15 protein-coding genes and 2 riboswitches are annotated in these 17,367 nt (G+C 73.8%); of the genes, 11 read left to right on the plus strand and 4 right to left on the minus strand.

Going from position 1 to position 17,367, the window contains the following annotated elements; translation table 11 throughout:
• Positions 1 to 126: 126 nt before the first annotated feature.
• Positions 127 to 1,452 carry a polysaccharide pyruvyl transferase family protein gene (locus tag FB455_RS15315; protein ID WP_013287087.1) on the plus strand — a complete coding sequence of 442 codons (1,326 nt, stop codon included), beginning with the start codon at positions 127 to 129 and terminating at the stop codon, positions 1,450 to 1,452.
• A 160-nt stretch (positions 1,453 to 1,612) separates the two neighbouring features.
• On the opposite strand, the gene FB455_RS34785 is transcribed toward FB455_RS15315, so the two are convergent.
• A complete protein-coding gene (locus FB455_RS34785) occupies positions 1,613 to 2,773 on the minus strand; it encodes a hypothetical protein (RefSeq protein ID WP_486481537.1) in 1,161 nt (386 codons plus the stop codon).
• A gap of 247 nt (positions 2,774 to 3,020) precedes the next feature.
• On the opposite strand from FB455_RS34785, the gene FB455_RS34555 reads away from it, so the two are divergent.
• Positions 3,021 to 3,455, plus strand: a complete 435-nt coding sequence (locus FB455_RS34555; RefSeq protein ID WP_222434135.1) for a tetratricopeptide repeat protein — start codon at positions 3,021 to 3,023, stop codon at positions 3,453 to 3,455.
• A gap of 65 nt (positions 3,456 to 3,520) precedes the next feature.
• Here FB455_RS34555 and FB455_RS15325 read toward each other — a convergent pair whose 3' ends face one another.
• On the minus strand, positions 3,521 to 3,961 hold the full coding sequence (locus FB455_RS15325) for a hypothetical protein (protein WP_013287086.1): 441 nt from the start codon (positions 3,959 to 3,961) through the stop codon (positions 3,521 to 3,523).
• Between the two features lie 171 nt (positions 3,962 to 4,132).
• Here FB455_RS15325 and FB455_RS15330 point away from each other — a divergent pair, with 171 nt between their 5' ends.
• The 9 genes from FB455_RS15330 (at position 4,133) to FB455_RS15370 (ending at position 15,534) form a co-directional block, all read left to right on the plus strand.
• On the plus strand, positions 4,133 to 5,725 hold the full coding sequence (locus FB455_RS15330) for a beta-1,3-glucanase family protein (protein WP_145753779.1): 1,593 nt from the start codon (positions 4,133 to 4,135) through the stop codon (positions 5,723 to 5,725).
• 175 nt (positions 5,726 to 5,900) lie between these two features.
• Positions 5,901 to 7,061, plus strand: a complete 1,161-nt coding sequence (locus FB455_RS15335) for an alkaline phosphatase PhoX (protein WP_013476266.1) — start codon at positions 5,901 to 5,903, stop codon at positions 7,059 to 7,061.
• Positions 7,062 to 7,190: 129 nt separating this feature from the next.
• Positions 7,191 to 7,326: riboswitch (cobalamin riboswitch) on the plus strand.
• Between the two features lie 99 nt (positions 7,327 to 7,425).
• Positions 7,426 to 8,469 carry a peptidase gene (locus FB455_RS15340; RefSeq protein WP_145753782.1) on the plus strand — a complete coding sequence of 348 codons (1,044 nt, stop codon included), beginning with the start codon at positions 7,426 to 7,428 and terminating at the stop codon, positions 8,467 to 8,469.
• 35 nt (positions 8,470 to 8,504) lie between these two features.
• Complete coding sequence (locus FB455_RS15345) at positions 8,505 to 8,990, plus strand: hypothetical protein (protein ID WP_091331676.1); 486 nt, start codon at positions 8,505 to 8,507, stop codon at positions 8,988 to 8,990.
• 131 nt (positions 8,991 to 9,121) lie between these two features.
• Positions 9,122 to 9,195: riboswitch (cobalamin riboswitch) on the plus strand.
• A 158-nt stretch (positions 9,196 to 9,353) separates the two neighbouring features.
• Positions 9,354 to 10,808 carry a prenyltransferase/squalene oxidase repeat-containing protein gene (locus FB455_RS15350; RefSeq protein ID WP_145753784.1) on the plus strand — a complete coding sequence of 485 codons (1,455 nt, stop codon included), beginning with the start codon at positions 9,354 to 9,356 and terminating at the stop codon, positions 10,806 to 10,808.
• Positions 10,805 to 11,716 (plus strand): hypothetical protein, encoded by a 912-nt coding sequence (locus FB455_RS15355; RefSeq protein ID WP_145753786.1) that lies wholly within the window; start codon positions 10,805 to 10,807, stop codon positions 11,714 to 11,716. The genes FB455_RS15350 and FB455_RS15355 overlap by 4 nt, the downstream gene beginning before the upstream one ends.
• Positions 11,709 to 12,953, plus strand: a complete 1,245-nt coding sequence (locus FB455_RS15360) for a CbiQ family ECF transporter T component (protein WP_145753788.1) — start codon at positions 11,709 to 11,711, stop codon at positions 12,951 to 12,953. Before FB455_RS15355 ends, FB455_RS15360 begins: the two co-directional genes overlap by 8 nt.
• Positions 12,950 to 14,581: an ABC transporter ATP-binding protein gene (locus tag FB455_RS15365; protein ID WP_145753790.1), complete on the plus strand. Its 1,632-nt coding sequence runs from the start codon at positions 12,950 to 12,952 to the stop codon at positions 14,579 to 14,581. The genes FB455_RS15360 and FB455_RS15365 overlap by 4 nt, the downstream gene beginning before the upstream one ends.
• A complete protein-coding gene (locus tag FB455_RS15370) occupies positions 14,578 to 15,534 on the plus strand; it encodes an ECF transporter S component (RefSeq protein WP_145753793.1) in 957 nt (318 codons plus the stop codon). Before FB455_RS15365 ends, FB455_RS15370 begins: the two co-directional genes overlap by 4 nt.
• Here FB455_RS15370 and FB455_RS15375 read toward each other — a convergent pair.
• On the minus strand, positions 15,481 to 16,119 hold the full coding sequence (locus FB455_RS15375; RefSeq protein WP_013287076.1) for a response regulator: 639 nt from the start codon (positions 16,117 to 16,119) through the stop codon (positions 15,481 to 15,483). The two genes, FB455_RS15370 and FB455_RS15375, sit on opposite strands and share 54 nt — an antisense overlap.
• Complete coding sequence (locus FB455_RS15380) at positions 16,116 to 17,336, minus strand: sensor histidine kinase (protein ID WP_013476275.1); 1,221 nt, start codon at positions 17,334 to 17,336, stop codon at positions 16,116 to 16,118. Before FB455_RS15380 ends, FB455_RS15375 begins: the two co-directional genes overlap by 4 nt.
• Positions 17,337 to 17,367 lie beyond the last annotated feature (31 nt).

Raw genomic sequence — 17,367 nt, forward strand, 5'->3', positions numbered from 1 at the left:
CGGCACCTCTCCGTGTCAGGGCGTAGGATTTCGGTTCCTGCACGGAACGGGGCCGTGCCCGGCCGGTCGCGCCGCTTCGGCCTCGCCGGGCGCCGTGGCGTCCGGGACGAAGGGTGGACACCCCGGATGCACCAGCGGATCCTGCTGCGAGCCCGCAAGGGCCCGTTCGACGTCGTCACCGCCGAGGAGACCTACGAGCGGGACTGGATCGGCAAGAACAGCGGCAACCTGGTCTTCAGCCACGCCGCGCACAAGCTGCTGTCCACCTCGACGGCGGAGATCACCCCGTCGCGGTTCCGGACGGACCCGCGCGATGCCGACGAGATCAACGAGAAGTACGACGTCTTCGTGATCCCGCTGGCGAACGCGTTCCGCCACGACTACGTGAACCGGTTGACGTCGATGACCCGGCTGATCGAGCGGCTCAAGATCCCGGTGGTGGTGCTCGGGGTCGGGGCGCAGACCGACGTGGACGGCGACCGGGAGTACCTGCGCCCGATCGACGAGCCGGTGAAGGCGTTCTGCCGGGCGGTGCTGGACCGATCGCACAGCATCGGCGTACGCGGCGAGATCAGCGAGAACTACCTGCGTACGCTGGGGTTCTCCGCCGTCGAGCAGATCGGCTGTCCGTCGATGTTCCTGCACGGCGACAGCCTCCGGGTCGAGAAGGCGAAGGCCACCCTGGACACCGAGGATCGGCTCGCGTTCGTCATCTCGCCGTACGTCCGCGCGTTGGCCCCGATCGTCCAGCACCACCACCAGCGCTACCCGAATCTGCGCTACGTGGCGCAGGGCCTGTACACCCTCGGCACCCTGCTCTACGGCGACGCACCGAAGTTGCGCGGCAAGACCGACGACATGCCGATCCACACCTCACACCCGCTCTTCGTCGAGGACAAGGTGCGGATGTTCATGGACCCGTGGCCCTGGATGGAGTATCTCTCCGGATTCGACTTCGCCTTCGGCACCCGGATCCACGGCACCATCACGGCGCTGATCTCCGGCACTCCCGGGTATCTCCTCGCACACGACTCGCGCACCCTGGAACTGGCCCGCTACTTCGACATCCCGCACCGGTTGATGCGCGACGTGCTGGCCGACGTCGACGCCGCCCGACTCTACGAGGAAGCCGACTACACGGCCCTGAACGAGGGCCACAAGGAGCGCTTCGCGCGGATCACCGCGTTCCTCGCCAAGCACGACCTCGGCCTGTCGTTCGCCGACGGGGACAGCGCCACCCGCTTCGACGAGCAGGTCCGCCGAACCGTCTACCCGCCGGCGGTCCGGCCGGCCTCCGCCTACACGGCCGAGGAACTGCTGACGCGCATCCAATGGCTGCGGGACGAGAACCGGACGCTGCAGCAGAAGCTCACGGCACGCCGCGCGCAGCCACTGCGCGACCAGGTCAAGCAAGCGGTGGGCCGCCGGGTCCGCCGGATGCTGTCGCGCTGACCGTCGTACGCCTGCTCGGCAGCGGAATGGCCGGCGCCGCGACGGCGGCGTTCGGCGTGGCGGCGCGAGCAGCCCGCCGCGAATCGCGAGAACCCTTCTTATTTCCATCGACCGGCATTACGCTCTGGGCCAGCCCTGAGGTGCATCACATCGGAGGTTCCTATGAGGACGATGACCATCCGTCGCACGACTGCACTCCGCCTGGTGTCCGGCGCACGCCGCCTGTGGATCGAGTGGTGCTGGTAACTGTCGCCCCGGCGGGCGCTCCCGGGCGCCCGCCCCTGCGGCGGTGGGCCCTGCGGTGACGGACGGGGCGGAGCGCTACGACTGCCACCGCGACCACGGGCCGTACGCCGGGGTCTCGGCCTTCCTCGGCCGGGTCGCCGCCGACCGGCCCCGCCTGGCGGCCCGGCACGCGGTCGAACTGCACGCGATCGCTCCCCAGCTCGACCCGGCGGCCCGGCCGGCCGCCGAGGAGGAGCCGATCCGCTTCCACCCCGCCCGCCGTACCGCCTGCCTGGCCTACGGCGCGGCGGAACTCGTGGCGGCCTGGGCCGGCACGCTCCGGCGGCCCGTCACCGTCCGGTTCGATCACGTCGCCGGCGCCGACGAGACGACAGCCGAACTGCTGGACGCGCTGGCCCGCCGGCTCGGGCCGGCCCCGGTGCGCCTCGACCTGCGCGACGACGGTGCCCCCGATCCGGCGCCCGGCGAGCGCACCCCGCAGGCGCTGCGACGGGCACTGGGCGACAGCCTGGCCCGCGGCTACTACCACCACGCGGCCCGGGTCGCCCGGCGCGGGCGGGCGGCGGTCACCCCCGACGGCGACCTGCGGCACTGGTGGGCGTTCACCACCGGCCTGGCCACCGCCCTGGCGGCCCTGAACCGGGCCGCCGAGGCGCTCGACCTCTACGACGAGGCGCGGGCCGTCACCGACGACCCGAAGATCACTATGTCGGCGGCGTACGCCACCGCCATGCTGCACGCCCGGCACCTGCCGGCGGCCGACCAGGACCCGGCGCTGGCCCGGCACTGGCTGGAGGTGGCGCTGCGCCTCGCCGCCGAACTGGCCGACCCACGCCGGCGGCTGCTGTCGACGGTCTTCTACGAGCAGGGCCTGGCGCTGCTGGACAGCCGGGCCGGCCGGCCCGACCGCGCGCTGCGGCTCGTCGACGACGGGCTGACCCGGCTGACGGCCGCGCTCGGCCCCGGCGAACGCCCGCAGGACCTGGCCCGGCTGCGCCACAACCGGGCGCAGGTTCACCTCGCGCTGGGCGACCCGGCGCGGGCGCTGGCCGATCTGGACACCGTGATCGCCCACGACCCCGACAACTGCGAGTACTACGTGGACCGCGCCGCCCTCCACCGGGCGGCGGGCCGGACCCGAGCCGCGATCAGGGACTACGACGCCGCCATCCGGCTGGGACCGCACCTGCCCGAGGCGTACTACAACCGGGCCGTGCTCCAGCAGGAGCGGGGCCGCCCCGAGCGGGCGCGCGCCGACCTGGAGCGGGTGCTCGCCATCGAACCGGGGCACCTCGACGCCCGGATCGCCCTGGTCAACCTGCGTGGAGCGCGGCGCGCTGGATGCCGCCGAGGCGGGTGCGCGGGCCGGGCTGGCCGGCGCTCCGCAGGAGCCCGCGCTGCTGTGCACCCTGGGCCTGGTCCTCGCCGAGCGCGGCCGGCCCGCCGAGGCCGACGAACTGCTCACCCGGGCCTTGAACGGGGACCCCGAACTGGTGGAGGCGTGGACGAACCGGGCCGCCGCCCGGTTCGAGCGCGGCGACGTGGCCGCCGCGCTCGCCGACCTGGACCGGGCGGTGGCGCTGTCGGAGGCCCCCGTGCCGCGCTACAACCGGGGTACGGCCCTGGCCCGGCTGGGCCGGTGGGACGAGGCGGCCCGCGACTTCGCCCAGGCGCTCGCCCAGCCCGGCCTGGACCGGGCCCTGCGCCGGGATCTGCGCACGGAACTCACCAGGTGCCGCCGGGCGCTGGCCGTCTGACCCGGCCCGGCCGGGGAGCCGGCGCTCATCGTGCGCCGGCCCCGGTCCGGGGGAGGGGAGCGGGTTCAGCAGCCCTGGCGGCGGCTGTAGATCTGGTGGCGCTCACCGGCCCATCCGATGTAGCCGACCGCCTCGACGCAGTAGTTCGCCGTACCGGTGACGGCGACCGGGCCGGCGTAATAGCTGAAGTCACCGGAATTGGTGTCCGCGCCGCCCGACCGGGTGCAGTGCGCGCCCTCGCCCGACCGCTCCGCGCAGCGGTAGATCTGCACGAAGGTGGGCGCCGACCTCCCGTACGCCGCGCCGCGGTGGTAGAAGCAGGCGCTGTTGGTGCCCCCGTTGCTGCTGTTGTAGTAGATCACCAGTTCACCGAGCCCGGACGACTGCACCTGGCTGTAGGTGATGGTCCCCGAGCAGGAGCCGGCCGCCTGGGCGGCGGGGGCGCCGACAGTCAGGCCCGCCGCGACGGTCACCAGCGCCGTCAGCGCCGAAAGCATGCGTTTCATGTACCTACCTACCCAATCCACAGTCGACTGTTCCGTAGTGGATCTTAATCAACCGATGACCTTCGCCGTGGCCCTGGTCCATAGGCAACCACCTATTGACAAACAATATTGACAATTGGACCCTGCTGAGAGAGCGCTCTCCCGTCCCCCTGTCTCCCGCGAGGTGTCCCCATGCGTCTCCGAAGAAGGCTGCTCGCCGCCGCGTCCGCCCTGCTCGCCGGGCTCACCGGCGCTGTCGTCGCCACGCCCGCCCAGGCGGTCGGACCGGCGTTGCTGCCGGTCACCGTCACCAACACCACCGGCCGCAGCGACCCGGTCCACCTCTACGTCATCGGCGTCCAGCTGTCCTCCGGCCGGCTCGGCTACGTCACCTCCGGCGGCACCTTCGTGCCGTGGACCGGCGGGCAGCTCCCGCCGTCACCCGCGCCGGACGTCTCCATCCCGGGCCCCGGCAACGGCGGCAGCACCACGATCCAGTTCCCCCGCGGCTTCTCCGGCCGGGCCTACTTCTCCCTCGGGCAGAAGCTCAAGTTCTTCCTCACCCCGGACGGACTGGTGCAGCCCGCGCCCTGGGCGGCCGGTGACGCGAACCGCGACATCCTCTTCGACTGGAGCGAGTTCACCTACAACGACTCCGGGCTGTGGCTCAACAGCTCCCAGGTCGACATGTTCGCGATCCCGCACGCGGTCACCGTGACCGGCGCCAACGGCGTCACCAAGCGCACCGGCGACGTGGTGGCCAACGGACGCAACGCGGTGATCGACGGGATCCGGGCGCAGCCGGGCTGGGCCGGCACCGTCCACACCCGCTCCGACGGGACCGTGCTACGCGTCCTGGCTCCGGGCAAGGCGGCCGGGGCCGGCCTGCTCAGCACCACGTACCTGGACTCGTACATCGCCTCCGCGTGGAACGCGTACACCACGAAGACCCTGACCGTGGCGCCCTTCGCCGACCAGCCGGCCATCCGGTACTACGGCCGCACCTCGGGCAACACCATGACCTTCACCAACGGCAGCGGCCAGGTCGTCGCCTCCTTCAACCGGCCCTCCTCGGCCAGCGTCTGGGGCTGTGACGGCGACCTGCCCGCGCCGAACGACCAGGTGGTCGGCCCGATCTCGCGTACGCTCTGCGCCGCCCTCAACCGAGGCACGCTCGGCACCGTCGACACCCAGCCCAGCACGAACGCCGCCGACTTCTACCGCAGCAACCCCACCAACCAGTACGCACGCCTGATCCACGCCAACATGACCGACGGCCGGGCGTACGCGTTCGCCTTCGACGACGTCGGTGGATTCGAGTCGCTGGTGCACGACGGCGATCCCCGTTCGGCCGGACTGATCCTCAGCCCGTTCACCGGCGGTGGCGGCGGCACCCCGACCACCGGGGTGCCAGTGGTCAGCAACTGGAACAACAAGTGCATCGACGTGCCGAGCTCCAACTTCGTCGACCGCGCGCCGTTGCAGATGTGGAACTGCAACAACACCAACGCGCAGAAGTGGACGTTCAGCGGCACGGCGCTCAAGAGCCAGAACAACAAGTGCATGGACGTCGACGCCGGGTCCACCGCGAACGGGGCGGCGGTGCAGCTCTACACCTGCAACGGCACCGGCGCCCAGCAGTTCACCCTGAACGCGGCCGGAGACCTGGTCAACCTCCAGGCCGGCAAGTGCGTCGACATCAAGGACTGGAACGGCAACGACGGCGCGAGGCTCCAGCTCTGGGACTGCGGGGGCACGGCCAACCAGAAGTGGCGCAAGGGCTGACCAGCCATGCGAACGGTGGCGGGGGCCGACCGCGAGTCGCTCCCGTCACCGGCAGGCGACGGACGAGACGGCCGACACGACGCCGCGCACCGAGGCGTCCATCGACGTTCATCCAACAGATCGATGTGCGTAAGCTCCGCCCGGTCAGATCTGGGGAACCTACCGAGGAGGTTCCATGGATCGTCGAGCAATGCTGCGGGCCACTGTCGTCGGTGCGGGCGCTGTCGCGCTGCCGTTCACCGCGTGGTCGGCGGCGTACGGAGCCCCGGCGCAGAACGCGGCGGGCCCCTACGGTGGGCTCCAGCCCGCCGACGCCAACGGCATCCAGTTGCCGGCCGGCTTCACCAGCTCGATCGTCGCACGATCCCGTCGGACGGTGCCGGGGACGTCGTACACCTGGCACGACGCTCCGGACGGTGGCGCCGTGTTCCCGAACGGCACCGGCTGGATCTACGTGTCGAACTCCGAGGTGTCAGCCGGTGCGGGCGGCGGTGCCTCACGCCTCGTCTTCGACTCCAGCGGCACCGTGGTCGGGGCGTCGCGGATCCTCTCCGGAACCAACAACAACTGCGCCGGGGGCAAGACACCGTGGAACACCTGGCTCTCCTGCGAGGAGGTGTCCCTGGGCCGGGTCTTCGAGACGTACCCCCTCGGCGGGACCGCCGTGGCGCGTCCCGCGCTGGGCCGGTTCAAGCACGAGGCGGCCGCGGCCGACCCGGTCCGCCGGGTCGTCTACCTGACCGAGGACGAGACCGACGGCAAGTTCTACCGGTTCGTGCCGACCACCTGGGGCGACCTCTCCGCCGGAACCCTCCAGGTCTTCCGCGCCGGTACGGCGACCTCCGGCACGTTCACCTGGGCCACGGTGCCCGACCCGGACGGCTCGCCCACCCCGACCCGGCAGCAGGTGTCCGGCGCGAAGACGTTCAACGGCGGCGAGGGCTGTCACTACGCGGATGACACCGTCTGGTTCACCACGAAGGGCGACAACCGCGTGTGGCAGGTCAACCTGGCCGCCGGCACGTACGAGCTCGCCTACGACGACAACCTGGTCAGTCCGGGCACCCCTCCGCTGACCGGGGTCGACAACATCACCGGGTCCACTGCCGGTGACCTGTACGTCGCGGAGGACGGCGGGAACATGGAGATCTGCATGATCACGCCCGACGACAAGATCTCGGTCTTCCTGCGGATCACCGGACAGAGCGGTTCGGAGATCACCGGGCCGGCGTTCACCCCGGCGGGGGACCGGCTGTACTTCTCGTCGCAACGCGGCACGACCGGCTCGTCCTCCGGCGGCATCACCTACTGCGTCACCGGACCGTTCCGCCGATGACCGGCTCCCGGCCCCGCTGACAGTGACCACGCGGTCGAGGACGCCCGGTCTTCACCGGGCGTCCTGCCGGCCGTCACGGCACGTGTCCGGTTCCTGGCGCATTGACATCGGCGCTCCGGCCACAGCAGACTGTCGCGACAACTGAACCACCGCGTGTACGTGCGGGGGAAGACCGGTCGAAATCCGGCGCTGGCCCGCAACGGTAGGCCGCCCAGAGAGATCTGCGGCGGCGAGCCCGAATACCCGTCGTACGCGTGTATCCGCTCCCCACCCGTCGTGGCCCACGGGTCGGAGTCCCGGTCGACGCGGCGTTGCCGCGGTCGTCCGGGCTTTCGACGACCGCCGGGCCGGAAAGGCGCTTCCGATGGTCGTCCGCCGAAGCCGGCACCGCCTGCTCGCGCTCCTCTGCGGCGTACTCGCCGCTCTCACCCTCACCACACCCGCCGTCGCCGCCCCCGAGCGCGCCGCCCTCACCCGCCCGGAGGCCGCCGGCGGCTGGCTCGCCCGGCAACTCGTCGACGGCGAACGCTTCGAGGCGGTCTTCGACGGTGTCGTGTACCCCGACCAGGGGCTGACCCTCGACGCCGTGTTCGCCTTCGCCGCCACCGGCGTCGCCGACGACCACGGCGCCGACGCGCTGGCCTGGGTCACCCGGCCGGACATCCGCGACGGCTACCTCGGCGACGGCGTCTCCGAGGCGTACGCGGGTGCGACCGCCAAGCTCGCCCTCGCCGTGCAGGTGCGCGGCGGCGACCCGGCCGACGTCGGCGGGGTGGACCTGATCGCCCGGCTGCGCTCGCTCCAGACGCCGGCCGGCAGGTTCAGCGACCGGTCCGCGTACGGCGACTACAGCAACGCGTTCAGCCAATCCTTCGCGCTGCTGGCGCTGGACCGTACGGCGGCCGGGGCGCCACCGGCGGCGGCCGCCTGGCTCGCCGGCACCCGGTGCCCGGACGGCGGTTACCCGCTGCTGCCCGCGCAACCGGTCTGCACGTCCGACGTGGACGCCACCGCGCTCGCGGCACAGGCGCTGCGCGCCGCGGACCGTCCGGCCGACGCCGCCGCCGGGCTGCGCTGGCTGGTGTCCGTTCAGCGCGCCGACGGCGGCTTCGCCAACGCGGGCGGCACGCCGAACGCCAACAGCACCGGCCTCGCCGCGCAGGCCCTGCGCGACGGCCACCGGCTGCCGGCCTGGGCGCGGGCCCGGGCATTCCTCGCCGGACTCCAGGTCGGCTGCGCCGGGGCGCCGGCCGACCGGGGCGCTGTCGACTTCGACGGCGGCGGCTTCGACCCGGCCACCGCACCCCGGGCGACCGCCCAGGCCGTCCTCGGTCTAACCGGGATCGGGTACGCCCGTCTGTCCGCCGCCGGCGCCGACCCCGGCGCACCGGCACTCGCCTGCCCGTGAACCCCTTCGCCGCGCACCCGATCATAGGAGGATCCGTGTTCCGTCACCGTTCCACAGTCCGCACCTGGCTGGCCGGCCTGCTGGCCGCCGTCGTCGCCGGCGTCGCGCTGACCGCAGTCGAACCCGCGCCCCGGGCGGCGCACGCCGCCGCCTGCACCGGCACCTCGGGAGTCACTGTGGTCGTCGACTTCGCCGCGCTCGGCGGCGGCGTCCAGGTCGCCTGTGCGCCGGGCGATCCGGCCACCGGCCTGGCCGCGCTCCAGGCCGCCGGCTTCACAGTCACCGGCACCGCCCGCTGGGGCCTGGCCTTCGTCTGCCGGATCAACGGCAAGCCCACCGCCGCGACGGAGCCGTGCGTCAACACCCCGCCGGCCACGGCGTACTGGTCGTACTGGCATGCGTCCAGCGGCGGCTCCTGGTCCTACAGCACGTCGGGGGCGACCGGCTACAACCCCGCGCCGGGCAGTGTTGAGGGCTGGTCCTTCGGCGCCGGCGCCCCGCCGAGCATCGCCGCTCCCTGAACCGCCGCTTCTAAGTGGTGTGACCAGCGGCGCACCGGGTGCCGGCAGCTGCTCTGGCGTCGTCGCGCGCCCGGGCGGTACGGTGTCGGCACCCGGTGCGCCGGGCACACAACTGCATACGTCCCGCGCGGGGGGAAGCCGGTTCGAAGCCGGCGCTGACCCGCAACCGTGAGCGAGAGTCCCCCTTTCGCGAGCCGGAATGCCCCGCCCGGGACGAGCGGCTTCCACTGTCGAGGTCTACAGGGTGAAGTCCGGGCCGCCGAGGCCCGACCACCCCGCTCACCGCAGCACGCGGAGCGGGGTGTCCGTTTCTCGGGGTGCTTTCCGGAGGTTTCACCGACCGCTCTGCGAAAGGCACCCCTGATGCCCCTGTCCCGGCGTCTCACCACCGGCCTCGGTATGGCCACGGTGACGGCTCTCGCCGCGATCACCGGCGCCCCGCCGGCCGTTGTCGCGGCACCCGCCCCGGCCCACGTCACAGCCGCCCGCGAGGCCGCGTCCTGGCTGGTCGGCGAGTTCACCGACGGTTCGCTGCCCGGCCCGTTCGCCCCCGAGGACTGGGGGCTGACCATCGACGGACTGGTCGCGCTGTCCGCCACCGGCGTCGACGCGCCGACCCGGCAGGCGGCAGCCGCGCAGGTCGCGAGACACGTACGGTCCTACAACAGCTACGACGACTGGGGCATCGAGGGCTTCACCGACGGCGGGGCCACCGCCAAGCTGCTCTACGCCGCGGCCGCCGCCGACGCGGACCCCACCGACTTCGGCGGCTACGACCTGCGGGCGGAAACGCTGTCGCTGATCGCCACGGCCGACGCCGGGCACCAGCGGGGGCGGATCACCAGCCGTACCACCGCCGACAGCGGCCCGGACGCCAGCAACACCTTCGACCAGTCCTTCGCCGTGCTCGGCCTGGCCCGCAGTGGCGACCTGCCACAGGACACCGTGGACTTCCTGATCCGGCAGCAGTGTGCGGCAGGTGGCTTCCGGCTCTACCCGGACGCCGCCGACGGACCCTCGCCGTCCTGCGACGACCAACCCGGCGCCACCCTCGACGTCGACTCGACAGCAATGGCCGTGCAGGCGTTGCTGGCCGCCGCCGAGGACGGCGCCCCCGGCGCCGGCGACGCCGCGCGTAAGGGCGCCGACTGGCTGGTCACCCAGCAGCACACCGACGGCTCCTTCGGCGGATCCGGACCGACCACCGGCGCGAACTCCAACAGCACCGGCCTGGCCGGGCAGGCCCTCGCCGCCGCCGGCCGCGACGACGAGGCCGCCCGGGCGGCGAAGGCCCTGGCCGCGCTGCAGCTCACCGCGGGCAACGGTGGGGCGGCCTCCGCCGACGCCGGCGCGATCGCCTACAACACCGACGGGTTCACGACTGCCGCCGCGGCCGGGATCACCGACACCGACCGGGACCAGTGGCGCCGGGCCACCGCGCAGGCATTGCTCGGGCTGGCCCAGGTTCCGCTGGGCCGGATCGGCCTCGACCCGCCGCCCACGTCGCATCCCACCCCGACCGGCACGGCCTCGCCCACCGCGCCCGCCACGCCCACGGCGTCTCCCACGCTCACCACGTCGCCTCCGCCGACCGGCACCGCCGGCCCGACGCCGAGCGTGACCAGCCCTCCGGCGACACCCGCGCCCACGACCGCGGCGCCGACCACCGCCGCTCCGCCGATCACGACCCCGGCCGCGTCAGGGCTGGGCGGACTGCCGACCACCGGCGCGGCGATCGGCAGCTACCTGCTGATCGCGCTGCTGCTGATCGGTGGCGGAGTGACACTGCTCGTGCTCGGCCGACGGCGGGCGGGATGAGCCTCCGCGCCGCCCGCGGTGCGCTGGCCGTCGCCCTGGTCACCGCGGGCACCACGATCGGACCGGGCGGTCCTGCGGTGGCCGCCGGGTCGGCCGGGTACTGCCCAGACGCCTCCGGGGTGACAGTCGTGGTGGACTTCCACGAACTCGGCGGCGGAACGGTGGTGCGCTGCGCGCCGGGCGCCCAGGCCAGCGGCCTCGCGGCGCTCAAGAACGCGGGCTTCCCGATCACCGGAACCCTGCGCTGGGGTGAGGGGTTCATCTGCCGGATCGACGGCAAGCCGTCGGCCGCGACGGAGAAGTGCGTCGACACGCCGCCTGCGAGCGCCTACTGGTCGTACTGGCACGCGCCGAACGGCGGCAGCTGGACGTACAGCGACAGGGGTGTGCTCAACCGCAAGCCGGCGGCCGGCAGCTTCGAGGGCTGGTCGTTCTCCCTCAACCGCAACGCCGATGACGCGCCTCGTCCCGGCGCCGCGCCGAAACGCCCCGCCCCTCCACCGCCACCACCACCGCCCCCTCCGCCGCCGCCACCCGCGGGCGGCGGGCCGGCGGTGCCACCACCGGCGGGAGGAACCGTCGCACCGCCGCCGGTCGCCGGTGGCCGGCCCGGCGAGCCCACCCGGCCGGCCGGCACCTCCGGCCCGCCGGCCTCCGTCAGCCCGCCGGCCTCCGCCGGCGCGTCACCGACGGCCGGTACGCCGACCCTGGCGGCGACGCCGGGTGCCGCCACCGGAACGGCACCGCAGGGCTCCTCCGACGAGCCGGTGGTGACAGATGTCGCCGCGTCCCGTGACGACGACGGCCTGCCGCTGGGCACGATCGCCGGGGTGCTGCTGCTCGCCGTGCTCGCCACCGGCGCGCTGGTCGCGGCCCGACGACGCCGTGCCGCCGACCCGGATGACTGACGCCACGGCCACCGGGTCGCGGACGGCTGACGCCGGTCGGCTGCCGGGCCGGTGGCCGGTGTGGTGGCTACCCCGAGGGCTGCACCCGGGCGCATGGTGGCTGTGGGCGCTCGGCCTGGCCACCGCGGCCAGCCACACCACGAATCCGCTGCCGCTGGCCCTGCTCGTCGCCGTCGCCGGTCTGGTGGTGGTGCGCCGCCGGGGCGACGCGCCGTGGGCGTTGGCGTTCCGCATGTACGTCTGGCTCGGCGCGGTGATCGTCACGATGCGCGTCGTGTTCCGGATCGTGTTCGGCGGCGGCCAGGGCGAGCACATCCTGGTCCGGCTGCCGGAGATCCCGCTGCCCGAGTGGGCGGCGGGCATCCGCCTGTTCGGACCGGTCGCCGTCGAGCAGATCCTCGGTGGCTTCTACGACGGGCTGCGGCTGGCGACGATGCTGGTCTGCCTCGGGGCGGCGAACGCCCTGGCCAACCCGAAACGGCTGCTCAAGGCCGTACCCGGAGCGCTGTACGCGGTCGGCACCGCCGTCGTGGTCGCGTTGTCGGTCGCCCCGCAGCTGGTGGAGAGCGTGCTTCGGGTCCGCCGGGCCCGTCGGCTGCGCGGCGCGTCCGGCCGGGGGATGCGGGCGCTGCGCGGTGTCGCCCTGCCGGTGCTGGCCGACGCGTTGGACCGGTCCCTGGCCCTCGCGGCGGCGATGGACTCCCGTGGTTACGGCCGCACCGCGGCGGTGCCCGCCGGGCAGCGAACCGTCACCGGCACGCTCGTGCTCGGCGGGCTGGTCGGCGTGTGTGCCGGCACCTACGGGCTGCTCGACACCGCCGCACCCGGCTACCTGGGGCTGCCGATGCTCCTGGCCGGACTGACCGCCGCCGTGACCGGCATGCTGCTCGCCGGCCGCCGGGTCCGCCGCAGCCGGTACCGACCGGACCGCTGGCGCCCGGCCGAGCTGCTCGTGGCCGGCTGCGGGGTGGCCGCCGCGGCACTGACCATGCTCGCCGGCTCGGTGGACCCGGAACTGCTCTACCCGCCGGTCAGCCCGCTCACCTGGCCCCAGCTGACCCCGCTGATGCTTCTCGCCGTGGGCGTCGCGGCGGCACCCGCCTGGCTGGCGCCGCCACCACCACCGACGGCACGTGCCGGACGCCCGCCGGCGGTGGACCGGCCGTTCCCCGTCACGGACGTGCCGGCAGACGGAGAGCGCGCCGCGACGGCGACGACACCGGGAGACCGTCCATGATCACTTTCGACCGGGTCACCGTCCACTACGCCGAGGGCGGCCCGCCGCCGTTGCGGGACGTGACGCTCCGCATCGAGGAGGGCGAACTCTGCCTGGTCGCGGGCCGTACCGGCGCCGGAAAGTCGACGCTGCTGCGGGCGATCAACGGCCTCGTCCCGCACTTCACCGGCGGCACCCTGCACGGCGCCGTCACCGTCGACGGCAGGGACACCCGCACGCACCCGCCGCGCGATCTCGCGGACGTCGTCGGCGTGGTCGGCCAGGACCCGCTGGCCGGGTTCGTCACCGACACCGTCGAGGAGGAACTGGCGTACGGGATGGAGCAGCTCGCCCTGTCACCCGCGGTGATGCGCAAGCGGGTGGAGGAGACCCTGGACCTGCTCGGCATCGCCGACCTGCGTGACCGGCCTCTGCGGACGCTGTCCGGCGGGCAGCAACAGCGGGTCGCCATCGGCGCGGTGCTCACCGCGCACCCCCGGGTGCTGGTGCTCGACGAACCCACGTCCGCGCTGGACCCCACCGCCGCGGAGGACGTGCTCGCCACCGTCACCCGGCTGGTGCACGACCTCGGAGTGACAGTGGTCCTGGCCGAGCACCGGCTGGAGCGCGTGCTGCAGTACGCCGACCGGCTGCTGTACCTGCCCGGCGACGGCCACGTCCACGACGGGACACCGGCGGCCGGGCTGGCCCGCATCGACATCGCGCCACCCCTGATCGAGCTGGGTCGCCTCGCCGGCTGGACACCGCTGCCGCTGTCGGTCCGTGACGCCCGCCGACGGGCGTCCGACCTGCGGCACCGGCTCGCCGGCGTGGCGCCGCCGCCGGTCCCGGCGGGCGCGGACACCGGTCCCGCGCTGACCGCGCGGAAGATCGTCGTACGGTATCCGGGGACCGTCGCGGTGGCCGGTGTCGACCTCGATCTGCGCGCCGGCCGGGTCGTCGCGTTGATGGGCCGCAACGGATCCGGCAAGTCCAGCCTGCTCTGGGCGGTGCAGGGCAGCGGCCCCCGCCACGGCGGCACCGTGGCCGTGACCGGGCCGCAGGGCACCGTCGACCCGAAGGCCCTGCCGGCCGGTCAGGCCCGCCGGCACGTCGGCCTCGTCCCGCAGAACTCCGGCGACCTGCTCTACCTGGAGACCGTCGACGCGGAGTGCGCCCAGGCCGACCGGGAGACCGGCGTGCCGGCCGGCACCTGCCGGGCGCTGGTGGACCAGCTCGTCCCCGGACTGCCCGGTGACCGGCACCCCCGGGACCTGTCCGAGGGACAGCGGCTCGCCCTCGCGCTCGCCGTGCAGCTCACCGCCGCTCCGCCGGTGGTCCTGCTCGACGAGCCGACCCGCGGCCTGGACTACCACGCCAAGCGGCAGTTCACCGCCGTCGTCCGGATGCTGGCCGGCGACGGCCGGGCCGTGGTGGTCGCCACCCACGACGTCGAACTCGTCGCGACCCTCGCCGATCGGGTGATCGTGATGGCCGAGGGGGAGATCGTCTCCGACGGCACCACCGCAGAGGTCATGCTGGCCTCGCCGGCGTTCGCGCCGCAGGTGGCCAAGGTTCTCGCCCCCGCACCCTGGCTGACAGTGGAACAGGTCGCCGCCGCGATCAACGCGACCGGGGCACCGGCATGAGTGTCCTGCGGGTCGCCCCGCGTACCGCAGTGGTGCTGACCCTCGCCTCGGCCGCCGCGCTGGCCACCTTCACCTGGCCCTTCTTCGTCCCCGCACACCCGGAGACCACCGCCCGCACCGGCGAGGCGCCGCTGGTCTTCATCGTCATGCTGCCGGTACTCGTGGCGCTCGTCCTCGCCGAACTCACCTCCGGCGGTATCGACAGCAAAGCCCTGGCGATGCTCGGCGTACTCGCCGCTGTCAACGCCGCCCTGCGCCCTTTGGGGGCGGGGACCGCGGGCATCGAGACGGTGTTCTTCCTGCTCGTCCTCGCCGGCCGGGTCTTCGGACCCGGGTTCGGGTTCCTGCTCGGCGCCACGTCGCTGTTCGCCTCCGCCCTGCTCACCGCCGGCGTCGGGCCGTGGCTGCCGTTCCAGATGCTCTGCGCCTCCTGGATCGGCCTCGGCGCCGGCCTGCTCCCGGCCCGGCTGCGCGGCCGCGCCGAGGTCGCCGTCCTGGCCGGGTACGGGGCTCTCGCCGCCTACGGCTACGGCCTGCTGATGAACCTGTGGTTCTGGCCGTTCAGCGTCGGCGCGGACACCCAGCTGTCCTACGTCGCCGGCGCCCCCGTACTGGAGAACCTGCACCGTCTCGCGCTGTTCACCGCCGTCACCTCCACCTTCGGCTGGGACACCGGCCGCGCGATCACCACCGCCGTGGCGATCGTCCTCGCCGGTCCGGCCGTCCTCGCCGCGCTGCGGCGCGCCGTCCGGCGGGCCGCGTTCGGCGCGCCGGTCACCTTCGCCACGGCGTGCGACCCGCCCGCGCCCCGGGCGGACGGCGACGACGTGACCACGCCCGGCGTCCCGCTGTCGTCCTCGCGTCAGGACGGAGACGTCGTGACCGGGCACGCGCTCGGATCAGCGGCGGATCAGGCCGAGTTCGGTGGCGGAGGCGACGGCCGCGGTGCGTGAGTCGACGCCGAGTTTGGCGTAGATGCGGGCCAGGTGGGACTTGACGGTGCCTTCGGTCAGGTGCAGGCGGGTGCCGATGCTGTGGTTGGACAAACCGTCGGCGACCAGGGCGAGAACCTCGGTCTCGCGTCGGGTCAGGGCGGTGCCCGGCGTGCGCAGCCGGTTCATCAGCCGGTTCGCGACGGTGGGCGCCAGCGTGGTGCGTCCGGCGGCGGCGGTGCGGACGGCGGCAGCCAGGTCTTCGGGTGGGGCGTCCTTGAGGAGGTAGCCGGTGGCACCGGCCTCGATGGCGGGCAGTGTGTCGGCGTCGGAGTCGTAGGTGGTGACGATCAGCACGCGCGGCGCTTCCGGGCGGGCGGTGATCCGGGCGGTGGCTTCGGCGCCGCCCATGCCCTTCCCGAACTGCAGGTCCATCAGCACGACGTCGATGTCGCCTTCGCCTGCACGGGTGACGGCCTCCTCGGCGGTGGCGGCTTCGGCCACGACGACGAGGCCGGGTTCGGTTTCCAGCACGGCGCGCAGCCCGGCCCGTACGACCGGGTGGTCGTCGGCCAGGAGGAGGCGGACGGGGACGTCGTCGGTCACGGGCGGCCCTCGGGCTCGGTCCTGCTGGGCGGGGTGAGGGGAAGCTCGGCGGTCAGGGCGGTGCCGTGGCCGGGCGCGGATTCGACGGCCAGGGTGCCGCCGAGGGCGTTCATGCGGGCGCGCATGGCCGTCAGGCCGAAGCCGCCGCTGTCGACGTCGGGGGCGGGCAGACGGTCGGGGTCGAAGCCTTGCCCGTTGTCGACGACGTGAAGGGCGATGCGGTCGCCGAGACAGCTGAGGGTGACCTCGGCCGTGGTGGCCCGGGCGTGGCGGACCGTGTTCGCGAGGGCGGACTGGGCGATACGCAGGAGCGCCACCTCGTGGGCGGTCGACAGCGATACGGGGGCGCCGACGAGGTGGAAGCGGGCGGCGAGGCGGTGGCGGGCGCTGGTGGTGGTGCACAGGCGTTCCAGGGCGCCGGCCAGGGTGGTGCCTTCCAGGGTGGGCGGGGTGAGTGCGGCGACGAAGCGGCGGGCCTCGGCGAGGTTGTCCACGGCGACCTGGCGGGCCGCGTCGACGTGGCCGGAGGCGGCACCGGGCCGGCCGGGCAGGGCGCGCTCGGCGGCGCGCAGCAGCAGCTGGATGCTGGACAGGCCCTGGGCGAGGGTGTCGTGGATCTCGCGGGCCAGACGCTCGCGTTCGGCGAGTACGCCGGCCGTGTGCTCGGCCCGGGCCAGGTCGGCCCGGGTGGCGGTGAGTTCCTCGATCAGCTGCCTGCGCTGTTCGCTCTCCCGATACAGGGCCTGGTATCCCCACACCACCCCGACGGCGACGGCGGCGCCGAGCGCGGGACCGATCACCGTGGCCGCGGTGAAGGAGCCGGTGTGGGCACCGAACCCGGCGACGGCCGCCGCGGCGGTGGCGATCACGGCAGCCAGGCCGGCGCGGCGCGGCAGCAGGTGGAGCTGGAGGAAGTACAGCGGGAAGGCCACCCAGATCGCATCGGGGGACAGGCCCAGCAACACCAGCCACGCGGCGCCCACGGCGGCCAGCCACCAGGCGGCGGCCCACCGTGAGCGGCGGATGCGGGGGAGGAGCGGCCCGATGGCGTACGCCAGGCCGCACGCCACCGACGCAGCGACGATCGATCCGGCGCGGGGCCGGTCGTCGGCCACCGCCCGGCCGGCGGCCAGGACGAGCAGGCCGATGATCAGCAGGTGCAGGCACCAGGCCAGGGCTCGGGTGGTCGGGGTCAGGGCAGGGGCAGCGGTGCTCACAGTGCGTCCCACGTTACCGAGACCGGCGCCC

It is taken from the genome of Micromonospora sp. CNZ296 (assembly GCF_007827635.1).